Below are 21,867 nucleotides of genomic sequence, written 5' to 3'. Positions count from 1 at the left end.
GGCCTGCGCACGTTCAGCCGGTCAGTGCGGGAGCCTGTCCCGGAGGGCCTGCACGGTGATGCTCCGCTGCCGCCTCCGGCCCTTGACCGGGTTAGGCGGCGACTGGCGCGGGTTCCTCGGCGAACTGGGTCCGGTACAGCTCCGCATACCGTCCACCCGCGGCAAGCAGCTGCGGATGCGTACCGCGTTCCACGATGCGCCCGTCTTCGAGCACCACGATCAGGTCGGCGGCGCGAACCGTGGACAGCCGGTGCGCGATGACGAGCGCGGTGCGACCCTCCAGTGCTTCGGTCAGCGCCTCCTGGACCGCGGCCTCCGAGGTGGAATCCAGTGAAGCGGTTGCTTCGTCGAGGATCACCACGCGCGGTTGCTTGAGCAGCAGCCGGGCGATGGTCAGCCGCTGACGTTCACCGCCGGAGAGCCGGTAGCCGCGTTCGCCGACGACCGTATCCAGGCCGTCGGCCAAGGACGCGACCAGATCGCGCAGCCGAGCCCGCTCCAGCGCATCCCACAGCTCGGCCTCGGCCGCCTCCGGCCGGGCCAGCAGCAGGTTGGCGCGGATGGTGTCGTGGAACAGGTGCCCGTCCTGGGTGACCAGGCCGACGGTCTGCTGGATCGAGCGGGTGCTCAGGTCGCGCACATCGGTGCCGTTGAGCCGGACCGCGCCGCCGTCCACGTCGTACAGGCGCGAGACCAGCTGGGCGATGGTCGACTTGCCTGCCCCCGACGAACCGACCAGCGCCACCACTTGCCCGGGTTCGGCCCGCAGCGAAATACCGTGCAGCACCTCGACCCCGCCACGGGTGTCGAGTGTCGCGACTTCTTCCAGCGAGGCCAGCGACACCTTGTCCGCCGACGGGTACCCAAACCGCACACCGTCCAGCTCGACCGCGACCGGGCCGTCCGGCACGGGGACGGCATTGGGCGCGTCCTCGATCAGCGGCTTCAGGTCGAGCACCTCGAATACGCGCTCGAAGCTCACCAGTGCCGACATGATCTCCATCCGCGCGCTGGCCAGCGCCGTCAGCGGCGAGTACAGGCGGGTCAGCAGCAGTGACAGTGCGACCACCGCGCCCGCGTCCAGCCGGCCGACCAGCGCGTACCAGCCGCCCAGCCCGTAGACCAGCGCGATCGCCAGCGCCGACACCAGCGTCAGCGAGGTGACGAAGACGGTTTGCAGCATTGCCGTGCGCACCCCGATATCGCGCACCCGCCGGGCGCGCAGCGCGAACTCGTCGGATTCCTGATGCGGGCGGCCGAACAGCTTGACCAGCGTCGCGCCCGGCGCGGAGAAGCGTTCGGTCATCTGGGTACTCATGGCCGAGTTCAGCCCGGCGGCCTCGCGCTGGATATCGGCGAGCCGGTCGCCCATCCGCCGCGCCGGGACCACGAACACCGGCAGCAGCAGCAGGGCGAGCACGGTGATCTGCCAGGACAGTTGGATCATCACGACCAGCGTGAGCACGACCGTCACCAGATTGGCGACCACCCCGGAGAGGGTGTCGCTGAAGGCGCGCTGCGCGCCGATCACATCGTTGTTCAACCGGCTGACCAGTGCGCCGGTGCGGGTACGGGTGAAGAAGGCGATGGGCATCTTCTGCACGTGATCGAAGACGGCGGTGCGCAGATCCAGGATCAGGCCCTCCCCGATGCGCGCGGACAGCCAGCGGATGGCCAGCCCGAGCGCGGCATCGAAGATCGCGAGCCCACCGATAGCCACGGCCAGGGTGATCACCACCCGCGGCGCCGCACCGTCGACGATGCCGTTGACCACCCGTCCGGCCAGCAGCGGCGTCGCCACCGCCAGCAGCGCCGACACCACACTGAACAGCAGGAACGCGCTCAGTCGCCGCTTGTGTGGCGTCGCGAATCGTAGAATCCGCCGCGCCGTCGCCATGCTGAACGGCCGCTGTTCATCGGGCGCGTTCATCCGCCGATACATCTGGTTCCAGGCCACCGATTCGATGCTCACCTCGACACGTCCTTCCGCTCCCCGCCAGTCAACCTCAGGCCACCGACACTAAGACCTCAACAAAGGTTGAGAGCAAGTTGTTTCTTCGCGGCTTTTCGCGCGGCATAGGGTGGACTGCGTGACCGACGAGCACGGACGGCGAGTTCGGCTGGCGCGGGCATTGCGCCCGCGGATCGGCGGTGAGGTCGACATATCGGATCGGCGGCGCGCCGAATACTCCTCCGACGCGTCCAACTATCGGGTGTTGCCGACTGCGGTGGTTTTCCCGCGCAACGACGCTGACGTCGCGGCGGTGCTGGAGTTCGGCCGGGCCGAGGGCATCCCGATCACGGCGCGTGGTGCGGGAACGTCGGTGGCGGGCAACGCCATCGGGCCCGGCATCGTGCTGGACTTCAGCAGGTATATGGACGCCGTGCTGGAGCTGGACCCCGATCACCGGACCGTCCGGGTGCAACCGGGCCTCGTGCTGTCGGTTTTGCAACGCCGGGCTGCCGCACACGGATTGCGCTTCGGCCCCGACCCATCGACCCAGAACCGCTGCACCCTCGGCGGCATGATCGGCAACAATGCCTGCGGCCCGCATGCCCTGGCCTGGGGGCGCACCTCCGATACCGTGCGTGAGCTGAGCGTCATCGACGGCACCTGCACCGAACGTCGACTTGCCGACGACGTGACCGCCGTACCCGGCCTACCCGAATTCACCAGGGACGCACTGGCCGTCCTGCGCACCGATCTCGGCCGCTTCGATCGGCAGGCCTCCGGCTACGGGCTGGAACATCTATTGCCCGAACGTGGTTCGTCGGTCGCCAAGGCGTTCGTCGGCACCGAAGGCACCTGCGGTCTGCTGCTGGAGGCGACAGTCGAGCTGGTGCCGGTGCCGTCGGCGACAGTCCTCGTCGTGCTCGGATATCCCGATATGGCCACCGCCGCCGACGATATCGCCGCCGTCACCGCATGCGCGCCGATCGCGGTGGAAGGTATCGACGCCCGGCTGGTCGATATTGTCCGCGCGCACCGCGGCACTGTGCCCGACCTGCCCTGCGGCAACGGCTGGCTGTTCGTCGAACTCGCGGGTGAGACACCGGAACAGGCCTACGCGGCCGCGATGACGCTGTGCCGATCGGCAGGCGCCCTCGACACCACGATCGTCACCGACCCCGCTGCCACCGCCGCGCTCTGGCGTATCCGCGCCGACGGCGCGGGTCTTGCGGGCCGCACCCCCGACGGGCAACCGGCCTGGCCCGGGTGGGAGGACGCCGCCGTCCCGCCGCAACACCTCGGCGCCTACCTGCGTGATTTCGCCGAACTCACTGCCGAGCACCGGGTCGACGGGCTGCTGTACGGCCATATCGGCGACGGCTGCATCCATGTGCGGCTGGATCTGCCGATTGCCGATGCACCACAACGGTTCCGGGCCTTTCTGTTCGATGCCGCCGAGTTGGTGGTGCGCTACGGCGGGTCGCTGTCCGGCGAACACGGCGACGGCCGCGCCCGCTCGGAACTGCTCCCCCTGATGTACTCCCCTGCGGTCTTGGAAGCCTTTGCCGGATTCAAGGCACTGTTCGATGCGGACGGTGTGCTGAACCCGGGAGTCCTGGTCGATCCCGCCCCGGTCGACCGCGATCTGCGCCTGACCGGACTGCCGCTGGTCACAGTAGGCGCCGATGCCGCCGCCCTGGCTCCGTCCGCCGGCGGCTTTTCTTATCCGCACGACGGCGGTGATCTCGGCACGGCCGTGCACCGCTGCGTCGGCGTCGGAAAGTGCCGCGCCGACACCAGGACCGCAGGTGGCTTCATGTGCCCGTCCTACCTGGCGACCGCCGATGAGAAGGACAGCACGCGTGGCCGCGCCCGGGTCTTGCAGGAGGTGGTGCGTGGTGCACTGCCGTGGTCGTCGCCTGCCGTGGCGGAATCGCTGGACCTGTGTCTGTCGTGCCGGGCCTGCCGTTCGGATTGCCCGGCCGGTGTCGATATCGCCACCTATAAATCCGAGGCCCTGTATCGCCGGTACCGGCACCGTCCACGGCCGATCGATCACTACACGCTGGGTAGGTTGCCGCGGTGGCTCGCGCTGGCAGGCCGTGTGCCACGGCTGGTCAATGCCGCCGCCGCGATCGTGCCGCTGCGTCGTCTCGGCCTGCGCGCCGGTGGGATGGATCCGCGCCGCGAGGTGCCGCCGCTGGCGCCGCGGAGTTTTCGCCGGATCTGGCGGGACACGCGACCGCGCGAATCCCCGGCGGATGCTTCCGAGGTGATGCTCTGGGTCGACACCTTCACCGACGCCTTCGATCCCGAGATCGCGCTGGCTGCGGTGCGGCTGCTGGAGACGCTCGGCTACCGCGTCCGCATCCCGGGCACACGGGTCTGCTGTGGGCTGACCTGGATCAGCACCGGTCAACTCGACGGCGCCCGAGCGCGACTGCGCGCGACGCTGGACGCTCTCGACGAGCATGTCCGTGCCGGCGGCGTCGTGGTCGGCCTCGAACCGTCCTGCACCGCCGCTCTACGTGCCGACCTGCCGGAACTTCTGCCCGATGATGCACGCGCCGCGCCGACGGCCGTGGCGGTGCGCACACTCGCGGAATTTCTGGCCGAACATCCGGACTGGACGCCGCCGGATCGCTCCGGGCAGACGGTGGTGGTGCAGCCGCATTGTCACCAGCACGCGGTTCTCGGCTTCGACGCCGATCGCCGGATATTAGCCAGAATGGGTATCGAGGTGACAGAAATCACCGGATGCTGTGGTCTGGCCGGAAACTTCGGAATGCAAAAGGACCATTACGACATTTCGGTCGCGGTGGCACAAAACGGACTGCTACCGGCCCTGGAACGCGCGGGCGAGGATTCGATCTTGATCGCCGACGGCTTCTCCTGCCGCACCCAGGCCACGCAGCTGGCCGGGCGTCGGAGCAGGCATCTGGCCCAGTTCCTGCTGGGCGACTGACGCTTTCGCGGTGTCGGGTTCGTGGGCCCGCCACCGCGAAAGCGTCAGTACAAAGCTCAGCTGCCGAAGGGCAGGGTGCCCGGCGGGATCTGGTAGCCCGAGCTGCCCGCGGAAACTCCACCCCAAGCACTGAGTAACCAGTTGAGCGCGTTGGTGATCATTGTCGAAAACCTCCGTAGTGGCGACTGCCAGCTGTTTGCCAATTCGGGTTCATATCGTCCGATATTCCGAATCTGTTACAAACCGGCCTCTACCTGCGGGAACGCCGACATCTGAATGTGATGAGGGCGGGCGGGCTACCCATGCCGCAGGCAATCATGCCTCGGGGCGCACAATGAACCCGTGCGTGATGCGGCGGTCGATCGGGAAGCGAGCTCCTCCGGCTCGGCCCGCACGGTGACCTCCGGCCGCGCGGTCGACCTCTCGCACACCCTCTCACCACTCCGGCGCGGGCCCGGCGACCCCTGCTATCAGGTGACCCGTGACGGCGCGCACTGGCTGACCGCCCGCATGCCCGAGGGCCCGGTCACCTACCGGCTCGTCCAGGCGGGACCCTGTGCGGTCGATGCCCGCGCATGGGGCGCCGGCGCGACCGAATTCCTCGATCGCCTGCCGTGGATGCTGTGCCTGGACGAGGACCTGTCCGGCTTCGACCCCACCCATCCCAAGATCGTCGAGGCGCATCGCCGCCACCCTGGCCTGCGCATGTTGCGCACCGGGCTGGTGTTCGAGGCACTTGTGCCCGCCGTGCTGGAACAGAAGGTGCACACCGTCTCGGCGCATGCGTCGTGGCGGCGACTGGTGCGGCAGTTCGGCACGACACCGCCGGGCCCGGCGCCCGACGGTATGCGGGTGGCCCCGGACGCCGACGGCTGGCGCCGCATCCCGTCCTGGACCTTCCACCGCGCGAACGTGGGTCCGCAGCGCTCGCAGACCATTGTGCGCGCGGCCCGGGTGGCCGAATCGCTGGAGCGCTGCACCGAGATGGAGCCCGCTGCGGCGGCCCGGCTGTTGCGCAGTGTGCCGGGGATCGGCGAGTGGACGGTCGCCGAGATCTCGCAGCGGGCCTTCGGCGATGCCGACGCCCTGTCGGTAGGCGACTTCCATCTCGCGGCGATCGTCGGCTGGACCCTGCTCGGGCGCCCGATCGACGATGCCGCGATGGTGGAATATCTGGAACCGCTACGGCCGCACCGTTATCGCTCGGTCCGGCTGTTGTCGGTCAGCGGTCAGGCGCATAAACCGAAGTTCGGTCCGCGCACCCCGATCACCGACCATTCCTGGCACTGATCACCGATCGGCGATCGTGCGCTGCCCCCTCACTACCGCAGCGCTCGATCGTCGAGGACGCACCGGCCCGCCTCGACCAGGGTTGCCCGTGCGCGCCGTCGTACCCGGCACTCGTCGACGGTGCAGTCCAGATGTAACTGCATTGCGGCGTGGGCTTGTTCGGATGTCATGACGCCGGGATCATTGCGGCACGCCAGTAGGGACGCGACGTGCATGTTGAGATTGGTCAGCTGCATTTACGCGACCTCCGTCCACGCGGCGCTGCGGGCGCCGGGGGCGGCTCGGTCGCTGGACATCGGCGACGACTCGGTGAGGTGTACGGTCATGACTCTCCCCGTTCTGCGTGCGATACCTGTTGCTCGACTACCTGTTCCTTCGTGATATCCCTTGTGCGAGGCAATCTTCCGGCCTGGCACACTTCCAGCACACCACCGCAGACCGCCCCGGTAGGGGTAGTTTCCGGATCTGCGGACTTTTCGCGCGAATTCCCAGCACAAGATCCGTTCTGGAGTGCAGGATTGCCCATAGTGGACGAAAGATCCATAAGCCCAGGCGAAGTGTGTGACGGGGGACCGCGCTCGTGGCTCCTCCCGATCGACGGCGCGGGCCATCCCAGAGCAGGACGGAGCATGCGGTGCCAGCTGGTTCGGTGAGTTCGGGAAGTAAGACCACGAGTCTGCCGCGGCGTCAGCTCGGCCGGTATCTGCGCGATATGCGCACCCAGTCGGGGTTGACGATCGCCCAGGCGGCTCGGCTGATGGAATGGGGTGCCAGCACCCTGCAACGGCTGGAGAAGGGGCAGGCCGACCGGATCCGCACCATCGATATCCGGGAGCTGTGCCGGATCTACGGAGTCCCTGATCTGCTGGCCGAAGGGCTGGCCGGGCTGGCCCAGCAGGCCGACTCCCCGAGCTGGTGGCACGCCTTCGGTGATCTCATTCCCGAAACCTTCGACGTCTATGTGGGTTTGGAGGCCGCCGCCGAGGGCGTCGCGGCCTATCAGCCCGAGATCGTCCCAGGGCTACTGCAGACCGCGGACTACGCGCGTGCGCTGTATCGCCTCGCCTATCCCGGGGACACCGACGCCGCACTGGAACAGCGGGTCCAGATCCGGCTGCAACGTCAGGCGCTGATCACCCGCAGAGTCGCGCCGGCGACGGTCGATGTGATCCTGCACGAGTCGGTGCTGCGCCGGGTGGTAGGCGGCGCCAAGGTGATGGCGGCCCAGCTTCGCCATCTCGCGGACGTGGGTACCAGGGGCAATGTCACCGTCCGGGTGCTGCCGTTCAGTGCGGGCGTCCCGCTCGGAGTGGGCGCCGCGGCGTTCACCATCCTCGATTTCGGCACCGACCGCGCGGGCAGACCACTGGAACCACCGGTCGTGCACACCGAGGGCCTGACCGGAGATCTGTATCTGGAACGGCCCGCCGACGTCCGCCGGTACCATCGTGCGCACGAGAACCTCCAGCAGTGTGCGCTGGACGGTCAATCCAGTAGGCACCTGCTGCGGCAGCTGGCGAAGGAGTTCCTGGCATGAGTATCGACAAGGGCGCCGAGATCGATCTGTCCGGCGCCACCTGGTTGCGGGCAGGCGAGGGTGAGGGCGGCGACAGCGTCGAAGTGGCACTGCTGGCCGACGGCCATGTCGGCATGCGTGACGGCAAGAACCCGGACGGCCCGGCATTGATCTTCACCCCCGGTGAATGGGCCGCGTTCACCGCCGGTGTGCAGGACGGCGAATTCGACCGGCCGGGACGTTCCTGACTCCGATCCCGAGAGCCCACGGCCTGCCTGGGGTTTGACTGCTCAGATAACGGGTAGACAACAACTTGTGGATCGTGGGCTGAAAAACTCCCACCCCTTGTACCGCAGATTGCGGCCGCATGATTGGGTCGAATGGCTCATCATCGCGCTGCTTTTCGCGGTGTCGGCGGTGGGTATCTATGTACTCACCGGCTCGTTGGCGTCGGCATTGTTCGTCGGCGCGCTGGTATGGCTGGTGGCAGCGGGCGTGGTAGCCCTGCTCTGAGGTCGGCTCAGCGACGAAACAGCTTGTTGCCCAGCCAGACCAGCGGATCGTATTTCCGATCGACCACCCGTTCTTTCATCGGGATGAGCGCATTGTCGGTGATCTTGATGTGTTCCGGGCACACCTCGGTACAGCATTTGGTGATATTGCAGTAGCCGAGTCCGTGTTCTTCCTGGGCCATATCGCGACGGTCGACGACATCGAGCGGATGCATCTCCAGTTCGGCGATTCGCATCAAGAAACGCGGACCGGAAAACGCGTTCTTGTTGTCCTCGTGATCACGTACGACGTGACAAGTGTTCTGGCACAGAAAACATTCGATGCATTTGCGGAACTCCTGCGACCGCTCGACATCGACCTGTTTCATGCGATAGTCGCCCGGTTTCAGATCCGCCGGTGGGGTGAACGACGGTATCTCCCTGGCCTTCTCGTAGTTGTACGACACATCCGTCACCAGATCCTTGATGACCGGGAAGGCCCGCATCGGCGTCACGGTGATGAGCTCGGCCTCGGTGAAGGTCGACATCCGGGTCATGCACAGCAGCCGAGGCCTGCCGTTCACCTCGGCCGAGCACGAACCACATTTGCCCGCCTTGCAATTCCAGCGCACCGCGAGATCGGGCGCCTGGGTGGCCTGCAACCGGTGGATGATGTCGAGCACCACCTCGCCCTCGTGCACCGGCACGGTGAAGTCGTGCAGCTCGCCGCCGTCGATATCGCCGCGCCAGATGCGGAACCTGGCGTCGTAGCTCATAGTCAGGCCTCTCCGTCGGTGGAAACGCCGGTCGCCGGGTGTCCGGCGAGTTCGGCTGGGGTGTAGTACTTCTCGAGTTCGGCCAGATCGAACAGCGCCAGCAGCTCGGCCCGCATCGGCAGCTGATCCTCGACGGTCACCGCCACACCCGGCACGGCATCGTCGGGCCGAGCCGGATCCAACGCGCAGACGAGCAGTTTGTTGCGCCACCCCGGATCCATGGCCGGATGATCATCGCGGGTGTGCCCGCCGCGGCTCTCGGTGCGCAATAGCGCCGCCTCCGCCACGCATTCGCTGACCAGCAGCATGTTGCGCAGGTCGAGTGCGAGATGCCAGCCCGGATTGAACTGGCGGTGCCCTTCGACCGTCACCGCCTGGAACCGCGTGCGCAGCTCGGCCAGCTTGCTGACGGCCTCGCGTACCTCGTGTTCCTTGCGGATGATGCCGACCAGATCGTTCATCGTCTGCTGCAGATCGGTGTGCAGGGTGTACGGGTTCTCGCCGGTGCCTGCGGCGGGTGGATCGAACGGCGACAGTGCGATTTTCGCGGCCGCGGCGATATCGGCGTCGGCTATGGCGGGCCGATTCTCCAGGCCTTCCACGTAGGCGGCTGCCCCGAGTCCGGCTCGACGCCCGAAGACCAGCAGGTCCGACAGCGAATTGCCGCCGAGCCGGTTCGAGCCGTGCATACCGCCGGAACATTCACCCGCCGCGAACAATCCGGGCACCCGTGCGGCGCCGGTATCGGGATCGACCTCGATCCCGCCCATGACGTAGTGACAGGTCGGGCCGACCTCCATGGGTTCTTTGGTGATGTCGACATCGGCCAGTTCCTTGAACTGATGATGCATCGACGGCAGCCTGCGCACGATCTCGTCGGCGGGCATGCGGGAGGCGATATCGAGGTAGACGCCGCCGTGCTCGGTGCCACGACCGGCCTTGACCTCCTCGTTGATGGCGCGGGCCACCTCATCGCGCGGCAGCAGGTCCGGGGTGCGGCGCGCGGAATCGTTATCGCGCAGCCACTGGTCGGCCTCGGCCTCGGTCTCCGCGTACTGGCCCTTGAACACCGCAGGGATGTAGTCGAACATGAACCGCTTGCCGTCGGTGTTCTTCAGGACACCGCCGTCACCACGCACACCCTCGGTGACCAGGATGCCCTTCACGCTCGGCGGCCAGACCATGCCGGTCGGATGGAATTGCAGGAACTCCATATTGATCAGGGCGGCGCCTGCCCGCAGCGCGAGGGCGTGCCCGTCGCCGGTGTACTCCCAGGAGTTCGAGGTGACCTTGTACGACTTGCCGATGCCGCCGGTGGCCAGCACCACGGCGGGGGTCTCGAAGAGGATGAACCGGCCCGATTCGCGCCAGTAGCCGAACGCGCCGCTGATCCGGTCGCCGTCCTTGAGCAGCTCGGTCACCGTGCATTCGGCGAAAACCTTGATCCGCGACTCGTAATCACCGGTCTCGGCGAAATCCTCCTGCTGCAGCGAGACGATCTTCTGCTGCATCGTCCGGATGATCTCTAGCCCGGTCCGGTCGCCGACATGGGCCAGGCGCGGATAGGTGTGGCCGCCGAAATTGCGCTGACTGATCCGGCCGTCGGGTGTGCGATCGAACAGCGCGCCATAGCTTTCCAGCTCCCACACCCGGTCCGGTGCTTCGCGCGCGTGCAGTTCGGCCATGCGCCAGTTGTTGAGGAACTTGCCGCCGCGCATGGTGTCGCGGTAGTGGGTCTCCCAGTTGTCCTTCTCATTGGCGTTGCCCATCGAGGCCGCGCAGCCACCTTCGGCCATCACGGTATGCGCCTTGCCGAACAGCGATTTACACACCACCGCTACCGACAAACCGCGTTCACGTGCCTCGATTACCGCGCGCAGTCCGGCGCCACCGGCACCGATCACGACCACGTCGTATGCGTGCCGTTCCACTTCTGGCATAGCCGCGAAAACTCCTCAGTCGATGAATCGAAGATCCGAAATCGTCCCGCTGGCAACCAACATCACGTAGAAGTCGGTCAACATGAGCGTGGCGAGGGTGGTCCAGGCCAGAGCCATGTGCCGGGTGTTGAGCTTGGAGATCTGAGTCCAGAACCAATACCGCACCGGATGCGCGGAGAAGTGTTTGAGCCTGCCACCAGCGATATGCCTGCAGGAATGGCAGGACAGGGTGTAGGCCCAGAGCAGGATCACGTTTCCGGTGAGGACAAGGCTGCCGAGGCCCATCCCGAATCCACCGGTCGCGCCGTGAAAGGCGCCGACGGCGTCGTAGGTGTTGATCAGCGAGATGATCACCGCGACGTAGAAGAAGTAGCGGTGCACGTTCTGGATGATCAGCGGCAGCCTGGTCTCACCGCTATAGGCCTTGTGCGGCTCTGCCACCGCGCACGCCGGCGGCGACAGCCATACCGACCGGTAGTAGGCCTTGCGGTAGTAGTAGCAGGTCAGCCGGAAGCCGAGCAGGAACGGCAGCGCCACGAACCCGAGCGGGAGGATCGCCGGGATCTCGCCGAACGGCGTGCCGAAATGGCTGGATCCCTCGACGCACGAGGTGCTCAGGCACGGTGAGTAGAACGGGGTCAGATAGTGGTACTCGGCGACCCAATACGCCGTGCGCACATATGATCTGATCGTCGCGTAGATCACGAACGCGGCCAGCCCGAGCACCGTGAACAGTGGGGGCACCCACCATCGGTCGGTGCGCAGCGTCTGCTGCGAGATGCGGGCCCTTGTCCTGCTGAATACGCCGGTTCCCGATTCGGGGGTCACGGTCGGTGCGGCACTCACCGGTCGATCCCTCGCTGATCCGCGGTGCGGGTGGTCATCATTACCTCCGCGATCGAATGTGATGAGGAGCACCATACGCCGCAGGTGCTATCGCATGAGCGGGGTCTCGCCAACGCGGACCCCGCTACAGGCAGGTGATTTGCATCACAGTCGATCGCGGTTGAATGTGAGTACGCCGGTGCGGTGAACCGGCGGCAACTCGTCGAGGAGGCAACGAATCCGGAGGTGGACGCACGACGTCCGCCCGCACGGGGCGGGCGGACGTCGGCAGGGCTACTTCGTCCGTGGGCGCGAGTGGAAGCCGAGACCCTCGTCCTGTGCGCCCATCCAGGCCGCCTCGTCGGACTTGCTGTCCGGTACGTAGATGGGAGCCTGTGGGCGCCGGGCCACCACCGGCGGTGGTGACTGCTCGAGCTCGTCGGTGTCGATGGCGAGCCGCTCCAGATCGTTCTCGAGGCGGCGCACCGTATTGGCATCGCCATAGTTCGCGCGCAGTGCCTCTATGGACTGCCGGAGTTGGCCGACGGCGTAGCGGAGATCCGCGAATTCGCTGCGTGTCATCGATTCCTCCTGAGTTCATACCCGGTCATCCGGATCGGCTACCGCGCGGACCTTGCTGGCCGCGTGGCGGCGTGTCGTGTGACCGACCACACATCGTGATCTACAACACAGTAGCTCGAGTTCTCGGATTCGGCTCGTCGGATACCGGCGAGTAGCCAAACGATCACCCGGCGACCGCGTAGTCCCTGCTGTGCCCGCGCGCCATGGTGAACGCCCGCTCGACCAGACCGGCGACCGATGCGGCGACCTCCTCCGCGCGTTCCAGGATCACACCGTGACCTGCTCCTTCGAGCCGGACCAGTTCCGAGCTCGACAGCTGGGAGGCCAGCACGACCGAATGCGTGAACGGCACGATGATGTCCGCGGTGCCCGCGAGCACCAATGCGGGGATCGCGCCGAGCCGATGCAGCGCGGCTGTTTCGTCGAAGGCCATCAAGGAAGCGAGAAACCCGGCCATGGTGAGCAGTGAGGTTTCGTTCAGCATGGCCGTCGCGAGGGCGACCAGACGCGGATTCACCTTTCTGGTACCGAAATTCGCTTCCCGGAGGATAGGTTCGAGGATTCGGCGCGACAGACTTTTCGAGGCCTGCATGAATCGCGGCGCCCGGCGCACCGCGAAATGCAGCGAATTCACCGCATGCCGGTTCAGCAGTCGGCCCAGCCCGACCTCGGTGAGTCCATTGGCCGCGCCCGCGATCAGCCCGACGCCGACGACGCGGGTGCCGATCGTCTGGGGGAACAGCCGCGAGTAGGCCAGTACCACCATCGCGCCCATGGAATGCCCGACCAGCACCACCGGACCGCGTGGGGTCACCGTCCGCAGCACGGTGTCCAGATCGCGGCCGAGCTGTTCGATGGTGTAGGTCGCGTGGTCGCCCGCGCCGGATTCGCCGTGGCCGCGGTGGTCGTAGAACACCATCCGGGTGTCTTCGCCCCACTGCCGCAGCAGATGCTCGCGCAGGAACGACCACGATTCGGTGCGCAGGCAATGCCCGTGCACGAAGACCACGGTCAACGGTGCGTCGTCGGAGCCGAAGGTGCGCACGGCGAGCGGGACGCCGTCGTCGGTGGACACAGTGATGCGGTGGCCGTCGTAGTCGGCGGCACGGCGGTGGAGAGTCATCGTGGACATGAATTTCTCCTTCTGGCCTCACCGTGGGGGTGTGCACCCGCACCGTGGTCGGAGTGTTCTTGTCCGGATGTCGCTGCGCCTTTCTGCCTCGTTAGCCGCCCATACCTGGTGTTATGCACACGTTGCCTAACCGAGTCCGCTGGTCGATATGGGGTGGGAGGCGGGATCGACAGGAAAATCTGGCCTCATCTAGCGGTTCTGCTAGAGATGTTCAGAGAATGCTGAGCGGATACGCCAGGCTTCTATTCGGCAATCGAGCAGATTCACTAGAAAGTCGAAGATTGTCCTCGTGAAGCGCGTCGGTCGCGCTGCCCCGGTGCCGTGATTCCATTCTCGAATACGCGAAAAGTCTTGTAGCGTATGCGAACCGGTAGATCGCCGTCGCTCGGCCGGGCCGACTCGTCCGGAGCGGCCCTCGGGAACTCAGGGGACGACACGTGGTACTGCGGTTGGGTGAACCGTTCGCCGATTATCGGATCGAGGAAAAGCTCGGCGCCGGGGGGATGGGCGTGGTCTACCGTGCTGCGCACCCGCGACTACCCAGGACGGTGGCGCTGAAAGTTCTCGATCCGGCGAAGGCCGGCCGGCGCAATGTCCACCTGTTCAGCCGGGAAGCCGACCTGGCGTGCGGGCTCACGCACGACAACATCGTCAGGATCCTGAACCGGGGGGAAACCGACGGAGTCTGCTGGATCGAAATGGAGTACGTCGACGGTCCCGACGCCGCGGCGCTGCTGGCCCGCGAATCTCATGGGCTCGAGCCCGACCGCGCCGCTCGCATCATCGGCGACGCCGCCGCCGGGCTCGACTACGCCCACCGCAACAATGTCGTCCACCGCGATATCAAGCCGTCCAATCTGCTGGTCGCCACGGTCGACGGCCGCGAGCGGACGCTCGTCGCCGATTTCGGTATCGCCCGCAGCCTCGATGACGGAGCCACCCTCACCAGGGCGGGTATGCGCGAATACACCCCGCACTACGTCGCGCCGGAACGGTTCGTCAGTTCGGTGCCCGATCATCGATCCGATATCTACTCCCTCGGCGCGACGTTCTACCAGCTGCTGACCGGTTCGGTGCCCTATCCGAGTCGCGGTGATCAGGAGCTGATCAACGCCCATCGCAACGAGCCGGCACCCGTCCCGACCCGGGTGCGTCCGTCGCTGCCCGCGGCCATGGACGAGGTCATCGCCAAGGCCATGGCGAAGGATCCCGGCCTGCGGTTTCAGTCCTGCGGCGAGCTGGCCGCGGCTGCCCGCGCGGCGCTCAGCGCCACGCCGCGACATCCGGGTGAGCCGACCGGGCGCCCGGCGCCCGTTCGCATGACGTCGGGCGACCCCGCTCATGCTGAGTCGGCCGACGCCTCGCCACCGCACGACACGACGACCACCACGCGCGAATCCGTCCCTCCTATGACGACCTCCGCCGGTACGACGGCTCCCGATACCGCCGAGCTACCCGCCAATGCCGAGGATGTGACCAGTGCCGACCGAACGAGTGCCGGTGCGGGTGCATCGCGTTGGCTCTGGCCGCTAGCCGGGATTCTGGTGGTTGGCTCGGTAGCCGCAGGCATCGTCGCGCTCAGCGCAGGAACCGAACCAGGTACACCCGCCGGACCAGGCGCCAGTGCGTCGGCGGGAGCGGCCGCTGAACCCGGCGGACGCATTCGCGCACGGTGCTACTGGCCGATCCGCACACCCGCCGACAACGGCACATACCTCGAGCTGCCCAGCCGCGAACAAGGCCGTGACGACTCGCAATGCATCCTCAACCAGGGCGACCGTGGCGATGGCGTCGCCGCCGTGCAGCGTGCGCTGACGCTGTGCCACGCGATTCCACTCGGCGTGAACGGGATCTACGACCACCCCACCATGACGGCGGTCCGCCATCTGCAACAGGAAAGCGGTGTCGAAGTCGACGGCATCTTCGGGCCGCAGACGCGCACCCAGGTGCTCGAATGGCCCGCGTTCGAGAAGTCGGACGGCCGCTTCTCCGGTACCTGCAGGCGGTTGAGCTGAACGCCGCGATCGACGTCCGCCTGCTCGGACCGGTACGGCTGCTTGTCGACGGCCACCCGCTCGATATTCGCGCCAATCTGACGCTGACCACCGTGGCGGTGCTGGCCGACGCCCGCGGCGCCGCACTGTCACCGGAGCAACTCGGCAACCACATCTGGGACGACAATCCACCGCAGACATACCGGAAGGCGCTGCAGAACCGGATCGCCGAGATCCGATCGGCACTGCGGGAGGCAGGAGTAGCCGACACCGAACTGTTGCGCACCGACAACGGCTGCTACCGACTCGCCCTCAGCCGGGATCAGTGCGACGCAAGCCGTTTCGCCGACCTGCGGGTGCGTGCCGCACAGGCTCGCGACCGCAGTGATCACCCGCGTGCCGCAGCGCTGTTCCGGCAGGCACTCGACGAATGGTCCGGATCGGGATTGGATGGGCTGGCGCCGTCGAAGTTCGTCGACATGTTCGTCACACAGGTCGGCGAGGAACGGAAACAGACCCTCGCCGACCGGATCGATATGGACCTGATGTGTGGGCGCGCGGCCGAGATCATCGGCGAGCTGCGGGTGCTGGCCGACGCCGCACCCACTGACGAAGCGGCCTGGATCCGCTTCGGGACCGCGCTGTATCGATGCGGTCGCGACGACGAAGCATTGGCCGCCTGCCGAAAAATCCTGAACCGGCGCCGTGCCGAGGGCAAGGATGGGGCTCCGGCACTGTGGGCGTTGCAGGAACGGATCCTGCGGCACGAGCCGTTGCCTGAGGTCACGGGCGTAGTGCTCGCGCAGCGCGCGGTCGCTGATCAGGCCACCGTCCAGGAGTCGCCCGGTGCGGTCGTGCTTGCCACCGCGGACGGTCAGCGCTTCGAGGTGACCGCGGCGGGCCTCACCATCGGACGTGGCGGCGATAACGACATCCGGCTGACCGATCCGAAGGTCAGCCGCGACCACGCCCGCGTCGACACCGACGGTGAGGTGGTGCGGATCGCGGATCTCGGCTCGTCCAACGGCGTCTACGTCAACGATCGCCGGGTTGACCCGTCCGGCGTCATCGAGCCGGGCGACCGGATCCGGCTCGGCTCCACCTTGCTGCGTGTCTGCCCGGCGGGAGCACTGACGCCGGACTGGTGAGCGCCGCATTACCGCGGCATTACCGGGGCGTTGGCGCCGGTTCATACATTCGGTTCATCGGATTCGGAGCAGGTCCGAATCACTTTCCCAGCAAGGGAAGACGAGGAGACAGAGATGAACCGAATGGCGCATATCGGAAGCAACGCAACCCGGCGGATCGTGCACGCGGTGATGATCGCGGCGGTGGCCACGAGCGTGTTCGGCGCGGTGTCACACGCCTCCCCCGGCGATGCGTCCCCCGGGGGTGAATCAGCCGGGCCGGGTGCGTCCGCGGCGACGCGGACGCTGGCCGGCTGCGCCACCGAGGGAACCACGCTGCGTTCGGGTTCTCGTGGTGACTGCGTCTCGGCGGTGCAGCTGTTCCTCAGCGGTCACTACGGCAACGCCAAGGTCGCCGCCGACGGCAAGTACGGCGACGACACCGCCGATGCGGTACGGAATTTCCAGCGCTACAGCGAAATCCGCGCGGACGGCGTCGTCGGACCGGATACCTGGCAGTCGCTGGTCAGCAGCTGCGTGCAGCGCGGGGCCTGCTGACCGTCACGCCGTCGACCCATCAGGTCCCCACCCGGCGGGTCGACGGCAGGAACGGGCGCAGCAGGTTGGTTTCGGTGGACGGCCCGAACTGCCATTCGGCGATCCACGGACCGGTGCCCTCGCTCTGATCGAGTACCCCGTCCTCGAGCCAATCGTGCTGACCGTCGAGGATGCCGCGGGTCAGCGTGCGGTCCTCGTCGTCGGTGTTGTCCCACAGCGCGTCGAACAACGAACGCACCCGCACCCGTGACTGCTGGCAGAAGGTGTCGGCGAGTTCGGTGGCCGACCTGGCCTCCACCGCGCCGGAACTGCGCAGGTCCTGGGCCCGGACGCAGGCCGCCGACATGGCGAACAGTTCCGCGCCGATATCGACGATGCGGCCGAGGAAGTTCTGCCGGTATTCCAGTCCGGCCTGCCAGCGCGCCATCGCGTACATCAGCGATCGTGCCTGCTTGCGTGCATTGCGTTCGACGAAACGCAGGTGTCTGGCCAGCGGACCGAATTCGGGGTAGCTCGCGGGGACCGTGCCCGCGCCCACGGTCAGCTGCGGGAACCATTTGGCGTAGAACCCACCCGCGCCGACCGCGGCCTTGGCCTTGTCCTTCAACTCCGCGTTGCGGTCGACCAGCGCGCCGGCGGCGGACATATGCGCATCGGCCATCTCCCTGGCGATCAACAGCCGCATGATCTCGCTCGAACCCTCGAAGATCCGATTGATCCGCAGGTCGCGCAGCACCTGCTCGGCGGGGACGGCGCGTTCTCCGCGCGCTGCCAGCGACGCGGCGGTTTCGTAGCCGCGACCACCGCGGATCTGGACCAGTTCGTCGACGACCTTGCAGCTCATCTCGCTGGACCAGAGTTTGGCCAGCGCGGCTTCGATCCGGATGTCGTTGCGTCCCTCATCGCACATGGTGGCCGACAGATCGAGCACCGCTTCCAGCGCGAACGTGGTGGCCGCGATGAACGACAGTTTGGCCCCGACCGCGGCGTGTTCGCCGACGGGCCTACCCCACTGCACCCGCTGGGTACTCCATTCGCGGGCGATCTTGAGCGACCACTTCGACGCCGCCGTGCACAAGGCGGGAATGGCGAGTCTGCCCGCGTTGAGCGTGGTGAGCGCGATTTTGAGGCCGTCACCTTCGCGGCCGATCAGGTTGCGTGCCGGCACCCGGACGTTGTGCATCCTGGTCACGCCGTTCTCGATGCCGCGCAGACCCATGAACGAATTGCGCCGCTCCACGGTCAATCCCGGCGAATCGGCTTCCACCACGAAGGCCGAGATCCCGCCGCGATGGCCTTCGCTCTTGGGCACCCGTGCCATCACTACGAGCAACTCGGCGACGACGCCGTTGGTGGTCCAGAGCTTCACGCCGTTGAGTTCGTACGCCTCGCCGTCATCGGTCGGGGTGGCGGTACTGGCCATACGGGCCGGGTCGGAGCCGACGTCGGGCTCGGTGAGCAGAAACGCGCTGACGGCGCCGGCCGCGCAACGCGGCAGGAATTCGGCCTTCTGCTCATCGGTGCCTGCCAATTTGAGCGGTTCGGGCACGCCGATGGACTGATGTGCCGACAGCAGGACACCGAGGCTGGGATGGGTCGAGCCCACCAGCATGAGGGCCCGGTTGTAGCCGTATTGGGACAGGCCCTGCCCTCCGAAATGGTGCGGTATCTTCAGGCCGAAGCAGCCGAGCTCGGCCAATGCGCTGACGTAGTCGTCGGGGATTCTGGATTGTTCCTCGATCACCGCGCCATCCATGGATGCGCAGACCGGCCGTAGCCTGGCCAGGAATTCGTCGGTGCTGTCGGCGTCCTCGGCGGTGGGCCGCGGGTAGGGGTGGATCAGATCGAGCCGGAATCGCCCGAGGAACATCTCCTTGGCGAACGATGGCTTGGCCCAGCCGGTTTCGCGGGATTCTTCGACAAGTGCCCTGGCCTGTTCCTCGGTGGCGTCGACTTTCGCGGTGGTGGCCATTTCTGCTCCTCGGAAGTGATCGGGATCACATTCGAGTGTAGGAAAGTTGGTTACCCGCCGGTAGGTCTCGAGCTCAGGTATTTCTACAGGTTTCTAATGATCTTGATAGACGAGTGCATACCGGGCAATCAGACGCTGCGCAGATAACGGCCGAAATGCGGGACGGTGAACCCGATCGTGCCGCGTTCGGCCGAGTAGATCAGGCCCTTCTTGATCAGGCCGTCGCGTGCCGGTGACAGCGAGGCCGGTTTGCGGCCCAGTTCCGAGGCCACCGCCGAGGTCGCGACCGGGCCGTCGTCGCCGGATAAATCGGCCATGGCACGCATGTACTCGCGTTCGGCCGGGGTCGCGCGTTCATAGCGTGAGCCGAAGAACCCGACCGCGAGTTCCTCCTCGGCGGTCGGCGCCGCGACCTCGACGTCCTCGGCGGTCACCGGGCTGCCCGGGGCTTGATCCCAGGTCGCTTTCCCGTAGGCCTGCACGAAATACGGGTAGCCGTCGGCCTTCTGGTACAGCGCACGCAGCGCGTCGTCGGTGAACTTCACCTCCTCGCGTTCGGCGGGCGCTATCAATGCCTGATCAGCGGATTCTCGATCGAGCCTGTCGATCCGGTGATAGCTGAACAGTCGTTCGGAATAGCTCTTGGACGCCGAGAGCACCGCGGGCAGATGCGGCAGCCCCGCCCCGACCACGATCAGCGGCGCCGCGTCCTGGCTCAACTCATGGCAGGCGCCGCAGATGGCCGAGATATCGGCCGGGCCCAGATCCTGCATCTCATCGATGAAGATCGCGATTCCGACTCCGATATCGGAGGCCAGTGCGGCCGCTTCGACCAGTAGCTCCACCAGGTCGATCTCGATATCGCCGGAATCGGCGCGGCCGGTCACCGCGGGTACGTCGATGCCGGGCTGCCAGCGTTCCCGCATGCCCTTGTCCGCGGTGGAGCGCAACGCGAATGCCTTGAGGATGCCGAGGAAGTCGTCCACCCGTTCGGGATTGCGGTGCGCCTTCGCAATGGCCCGCACCGCCATATGCAGTGCCGAGGACAGTGGCCGGCGCAGTTCCTGGTCCGGCCTGGCCTCGATCTTGCCGGTACCCCACTCCCGCGAGACCGCCGCGGAACGAAGCTGGTTGAGCAGCACGGTCTTTCCGACGCCGCGCAGTCCGGTGAGCATGACGCTGCGTTCGGGCCTACCGCGCGCGATCCGCTCCAGCACGATATCGAAGGCGTCGAGTTGTTTGCCACGCCCGGCCAATTCGGGCGGGCGCTGACCGGCGCCGGGAGCATACGGATTGCGCACGGGGTCCATACCCCGACACCGTAGCGCGTCCAGTAGCGATATCTGGGCGTCTCTACGGCGTGTCCTAGATATGGCTATCGGATCATGATCGGGGAGCGGCGGCGCCGACCCCGACGCGACCGAAACTAAGCTGGGCCTCCCGCGAGGATTGGAGAGCACTATGTCCGGCGATGAGGACATCCCCTCCGGCACCGCCGAGGTCGTCGAGTCCTGGGAGGTCCCGGCCGGATCAGTGGTCGCGAGCCGGATTCGCGCCAACATCCTGGTTGCCATCGAACGCGGCTACGACGACCCGCAGCTGGTCGCCGACCTGGCGGTCGGTCCGCTGGTGATGGCGGTCGGGCAGCTGGAGGTCGAACTTGCCGCCGCCCGCCGCCGCATCGAGGAACTCGAGCGTGTCGTCGCCGATCGCTCGGGTAGATCCTCCGGCGCGTGACACAGCGCGGCCCGCACTCGGCGCGACCGGTCCGGCATCGGTCGGATAACGGTTCGTCGTCGGCGATGCCGCTCCGTTATCCGGCAAATGGTCGGTCAACTCTCCGGGTTTTCACTGTGTTTGCCGCCGTAATGCCCCTAGGGAAAAGTCCCGGCTCTGTGCGCTGGACAACATCGCGTCGGCACCGTAATCTTCTCGTGACTTAGTGGAGTCTGTCGCTTCGTAAGAGAAGCGGCGCCACCGGAGTCACCGCTTCATCGTCGGTCGGGATTCGTGGATCTCGGCTGTCGAACCGGGCATAGAGAGGTTGTACCCAACCTCGCTCGGTCGGCGGGAGAGCACGAAGATCGGAGACGCAGCTCAGTGGGTAAACACAGCTTGCAGCGGGATTCTCGTTTGCCGAATTCCGTCAAGAGTGCGCTCGTCATGGGCGCGGTGGCAGCATCCACAGGGGCCATGCCGGCCATCTCGGCATCGGCGGCCACGATCGACATCCCCGGCGTCGGCAAGTTCGAGGTGGACGTTCCGCCCGAGTTCGAGCAGCCGGTGCAACAGCTCAACACTCAGCTGCAGGCCGCGATGGCCCCGCACGCACAGGGCGGGCCGCAGGCCGCAGCCCCCGGTGTTCCCGGTTTCGCGCCGGTGATGCCCGGCATGTTCGACAACTCCGCCGGCGACATCGCCCTCAACGCCGCCAAGACCAAGGTCGGCGCCCAGTACTCCTGGGGCGCGGCAGGCCCGTTCAGCTTCGACTGCTCCGGTCTGGTCCAGTGGGCCTACCGGCAGGCCGGTATCAAGCTGCCCCGCACCAGCTTCGAACAGTCGCACGTCGGCGCTCCCGTCGCCTTCAACGATCTGCGCCCCGGCGACATCGTCATCACCAACGGTGGCGGTCACGTGGGCATCTACGCCGGCGGCGGTCAGCTGCTCAACGCGGTGCAGTCCGGAACTCCGGTCTCCTACACCTCGCTGACCCCCGACGAAGTGGTCACCGCACGCCGTATCGTGTAA

19 protein-coding genes are annotated in these 21,867 nt (G+C 66.7%); 10 read left to right on the top strand and 9 right to left on the bottom strand.

The genetic code is table 11. The features are described 5' to 3' along the window. Window positions 1-91 precede the first annotated feature (91 nt). A complete protein-coding gene (locus ACFXNW_RS01200; protein WP_379414996.1) occupies window positions 92-1,972 on the bottom strand; it encodes an ABC transporter ATP-binding protein in 1,881 nt (626 codons plus the stop codon). Between the two features lie 118 nt (window positions 1,973-2,090). Here ACFXNW_RS01200 and ACFXNW_RS01195 point away from each other — a divergent pair, with 118 nt between their 5' ends. Then, a complete protein-coding gene (locus ACFXNW_RS01195) occupies window positions 2,091-4,916 on the top strand; it encodes an FAD-binding and (Fe-S)-binding domain-containing protein (RefSeq protein ID WP_379414995.1) in 2,826 nt (941 codons plus the stop codon). A 342-nt stretch (window positions 4,917-5,258) separates the two neighbouring features. Continuing rightward, window positions 5,259-6,206 (top strand): DNA-3-methyladenine glycosylase family protein, encoded by a 948-nt coding sequence (locus ACFXNW_RS01190; protein ID WP_379414994.1) that lies wholly within the window; start codon window positions 5,259-5,261, stop codon window positions 6,204-6,206. A gap of 32 nt (window positions 6,207-6,238) precedes the next feature. Here ACFXNW_RS01190 and ACFXNW_RS01185 read toward each other — a convergent pair whose 3' ends face one another. Beyond that, window positions 6,239-6,442: a hypothetical protein gene (locus tag ACFXNW_RS01185; protein WP_280468758.1), complete on the bottom strand. Its 204-nt coding sequence runs from the start codon at window positions 6,440-6,442 to the stop codon at window positions 6,239-6,241. A 398-nt stretch (window positions 6,443-6,840) separates the two neighbouring features. Between ACFXNW_RS01185 and ACFXNW_RS01180 the strand changes: the two genes are divergently transcribed. The 3 genes from ACFXNW_RS01180 (at window position 6,841) to ACFXNW_RS01170 (ending at window position 8,235) form a co-directional block, all read left to right on the top strand. Beyond that, complete coding sequence (locus tag ACFXNW_RS01180; protein WP_379414993.1) at window positions 6,841-7,743, top strand: helix-turn-helix domain-containing protein; 903 nt, start codon at window positions 6,841-6,843, stop codon at window positions 7,741-7,743. After that, window positions 7,740-7,970, top strand: coding sequence for a DUF397 domain-containing protein (locus tag ACFXNW_RS01175; RefSeq protein WP_379414992.1), 231 nt, complete (start codon window positions 7,740-7,742; stop codon window positions 7,968-7,970). Before ACFXNW_RS01180 ends, ACFXNW_RS01175 begins: the two co-directional genes overlap by 4 nt. Before the next feature lie 97 nt (window positions 7,971-8,067). Beyond that, entirely contained in the window at window positions 8,068-8,235 is a 168-nt protein-coding gene (locus ACFXNW_RS01170) for a hypothetical protein (protein WP_163822249.1), read from the top strand. A 7-nt stretch (window positions 8,236-8,242) separates the two neighbouring features. Here the strand turns inward: ACFXNW_RS01170 and ACFXNW_RS01165 are convergent, their stop codons facing one another. The 5 genes from ACFXNW_RS01165 to ACFXNW_RS01145 form a co-directional block, all read right to left on the bottom strand. After that, complete coding sequence (locus ACFXNW_RS01165) at window positions 8,243-8,989, bottom strand: succinate dehydrogenase/fumarate reductase iron-sulfur subunit (protein WP_379414991.1); 747 nt, start codon at window positions 8,987-8,989, stop codon at window positions 8,243-8,245. Between the two features lie 2 nt (window positions 8,990-8,991). Further along, window positions 8,992-10,929: a fumarate reductase/succinate dehydrogenase flavoprotein subunit gene (locus tag ACFXNW_RS01160; RefSeq protein WP_379414990.1), complete on the bottom strand. Its 1,938-nt coding sequence runs from the start codon at window positions 10,927-10,929 to the stop codon at window positions 8,992-8,994. A 15-nt stretch (window positions 10,930-10,944) separates the two neighbouring features. Further along, window positions 10,945-11,775 (bottom strand): hypothetical protein, encoded by an 831-nt coding sequence (locus ACFXNW_RS01155; RefSeq protein ID WP_379414989.1) that lies wholly within the window; start codon window positions 11,773-11,775, stop codon window positions 10,945-10,947. A 273-nt stretch (window positions 11,776-12,048) separates the two neighbouring features. Then, the gene (locus tag ACFXNW_RS01150; protein ID WP_379414988.1) at window positions 12,049-12,336 is read right to left on the bottom strand and encodes a hypothetical protein; all 288 of its coding nucleotides are present in this window, start codon (window positions 12,334-12,336) and stop codon (window positions 12,049-12,051) included. Window positions 12,337-12,499: 163 nt separating this feature from the next. Beyond that, on the bottom strand, window positions 12,500-13,468 hold the full coding sequence (locus tag ACFXNW_RS01145) for an alpha/beta fold hydrolase (protein WP_379414987.1): 969 nt from the start codon (window positions 13,466-13,468) through the stop codon (window positions 12,500-12,502). 449 nt (window positions 13,469-13,917) lie between these two features. On the opposite strand from ACFXNW_RS01145, the gene ACFXNW_RS01140 reads away from it, so the two are divergent. The 3 genes from ACFXNW_RS01140 (at window position 13,918) to ACFXNW_RS01130 (ending at window position 17,147) form a co-directional block, all read left to right on the top strand. Continuing rightward, the gene (locus tag ACFXNW_RS01140) at window positions 13,918-15,483 is read left to right on the top strand and encodes a protein kinase (RefSeq protein WP_379414986.1); all 1,566 of its coding nucleotides are present in this window, start codon (window positions 13,918-13,920) and stop codon (window positions 15,481-15,483) included. Further along, window positions 15,423-16,610: a BTAD domain-containing putative transcriptional regulator gene (locus ACFXNW_RS01135; RefSeq protein ID WP_379414985.1), complete on the top strand. Its 1,188-nt coding sequence runs from the start codon at window positions 15,423-15,425 to the stop codon at window positions 16,608-16,610. The genes ACFXNW_RS01140 and ACFXNW_RS01135 overlap by 61 nt, the downstream gene beginning before the upstream one ends. A gap of 114 nt (window positions 16,611-16,724) precedes the next feature. Beyond that, a complete protein-coding gene (locus ACFXNW_RS01130; RefSeq protein ID WP_379414984.1) occupies window positions 16,725-17,147 on the top strand; it encodes a peptidoglycan-binding protein in 423 nt (140 codons plus the stop codon). Between the two features lie 19 nt (window positions 17,148-17,166). Here the strand turns inward: ACFXNW_RS01130 and ACFXNW_RS01125 are convergent, their stop codons facing one another. After that, the gene (locus ACFXNW_RS01125) at window positions 17,167-19,119 is read right to left on the bottom strand and encodes an acyl-CoA dehydrogenase family protein (RefSeq protein ID WP_379414983.1); all 1,953 of its coding nucleotides are present in this window, start codon (window positions 19,117-19,119) and stop codon (window positions 17,167-17,169) included. Window positions 19,120-19,247: 128 nt separating this feature from the next. After that, complete coding sequence (locus ACFXNW_RS01120) at window positions 19,248-20,429, bottom strand: AAA family ATPase (RefSeq protein ID WP_379414982.1); 1,182 nt, start codon at window positions 20,427-20,429, stop codon at window positions 19,248-19,250. A gap of 151 nt (window positions 20,430-20,580) precedes the next feature. On the opposite strand from ACFXNW_RS01120, the gene ACFXNW_RS01115 reads away from it, so the two are divergent. Next, on the top strand, window positions 20,581-20,856 hold the full coding sequence (locus ACFXNW_RS01115; protein ID WP_379414981.1) for a hypothetical protein: 276 nt from the start codon (window positions 20,581-20,583) through the stop codon (window positions 20,854-20,856). Between the two features lie 426 nt (window positions 20,857-21,282). Continuing rightward, window positions 21,283-21,867 (top strand): C40 family peptidase, encoded by a 585-nt coding sequence (locus ACFXNW_RS01110; protein ID WP_379416233.1) that lies wholly within the window; start codon window positions 21,283-21,285, stop codon window positions 21,865-21,867.

The organism is Nocardia sp. NPDC059180 (assembly GCF_042754945.1).
GTDB lineage: Bacteria > Actinomycetota > Actinomycetes > Mycobacteriales > Mycobacteriaceae > Nocardia.
This window is presented reverse-complemented; position numbering and strand designations above follow the sequence as displayed.

Bases quoted from the DNA above. Each gene is read 5' to 3' on its own strand.
- ACFXNW_RS01160 (WP_379414990.1), bottom strand. From the start codon at position 10,929: ATGCCAGAAGTGGAACGGCACGCATACGACGTGGTCGTGATCGGTGCC.
- ACFXNW_RS01145 (WP_379414987.1), bottom strand. From the start codon at position 13,468: ATGTCCACGATGACTCTCCACCGCCGTGCCGCCGACTACGACGGCCAC.
- ACFXNW_RS01175 (WP_379414992.1), top strand. From the start codon at position 7,740: ATGAGTATCGACAAGGGCGCCGAGATCGATCTGTCCGGCGCCACCTGG.
- ACFXNW_RS01120 (WP_379414982.1), bottom strand. From the start codon at position 20,429: ATGGACCCCGTGCGCAATCCGTATGCTCCCGGCGCCGGTCAGCGCCCG.
- ACFXNW_RS01130 (WP_379414984.1), top strand. From the start codon at position 16,725: ATGAACCGAATGGCGCATATCGGAAGCAACGCAACCCGGCGGATCGTG.
- ACFXNW_RS01115 (WP_379414981.1), top strand. From the start codon at position 20,581: ATGTCCGGCGATGAGGACATCCCCTCCGGCACCGCCGAGGTCGTCGAG.
- ACFXNW_RS01165 (WP_379414991.1), bottom strand. From the start codon at position 8,989: ATGAGCTACGACGCCAGGTTCCGCATCTGGCGCGGCGATATCGACGGC.
- ACFXNW_RS01135 (WP_379414985.1), top strand. From the start codon at position 15,423: ATGGCCCGCGTTCGAGAAGTCGGACGGCCGCTTCTCCGGTACCTGCAG.
- ACFXNW_RS01185 (WP_280468758.1), bottom strand. From the start codon at position 6,442: ATGCAGCTGACCAATCTCAACATGCACGTCGCGTCCCTACTGGCGTGC.
- ACFXNW_RS01150 (WP_379414988.1), bottom strand. From the start codon at position 12,336: ATGACACGCAGCGAATTCGCGGATCTCCGCTACGCCGTCGGCCAACTC.
- ACFXNW_RS01125 (WP_379414983.1), bottom strand. From the start codon at position 19,119: ATGGCCACCACCGCGAAAGTCGACGCCACCGAGGAACAGGCCAGGGCA.
- ACFXNW_RS01110 (WP_379416233.1), top strand. From the start codon at position 21,283: ATGGGCGCGGTGGCAGCATCCACAGGGGCCATGCCGGCCATCTCGGCA.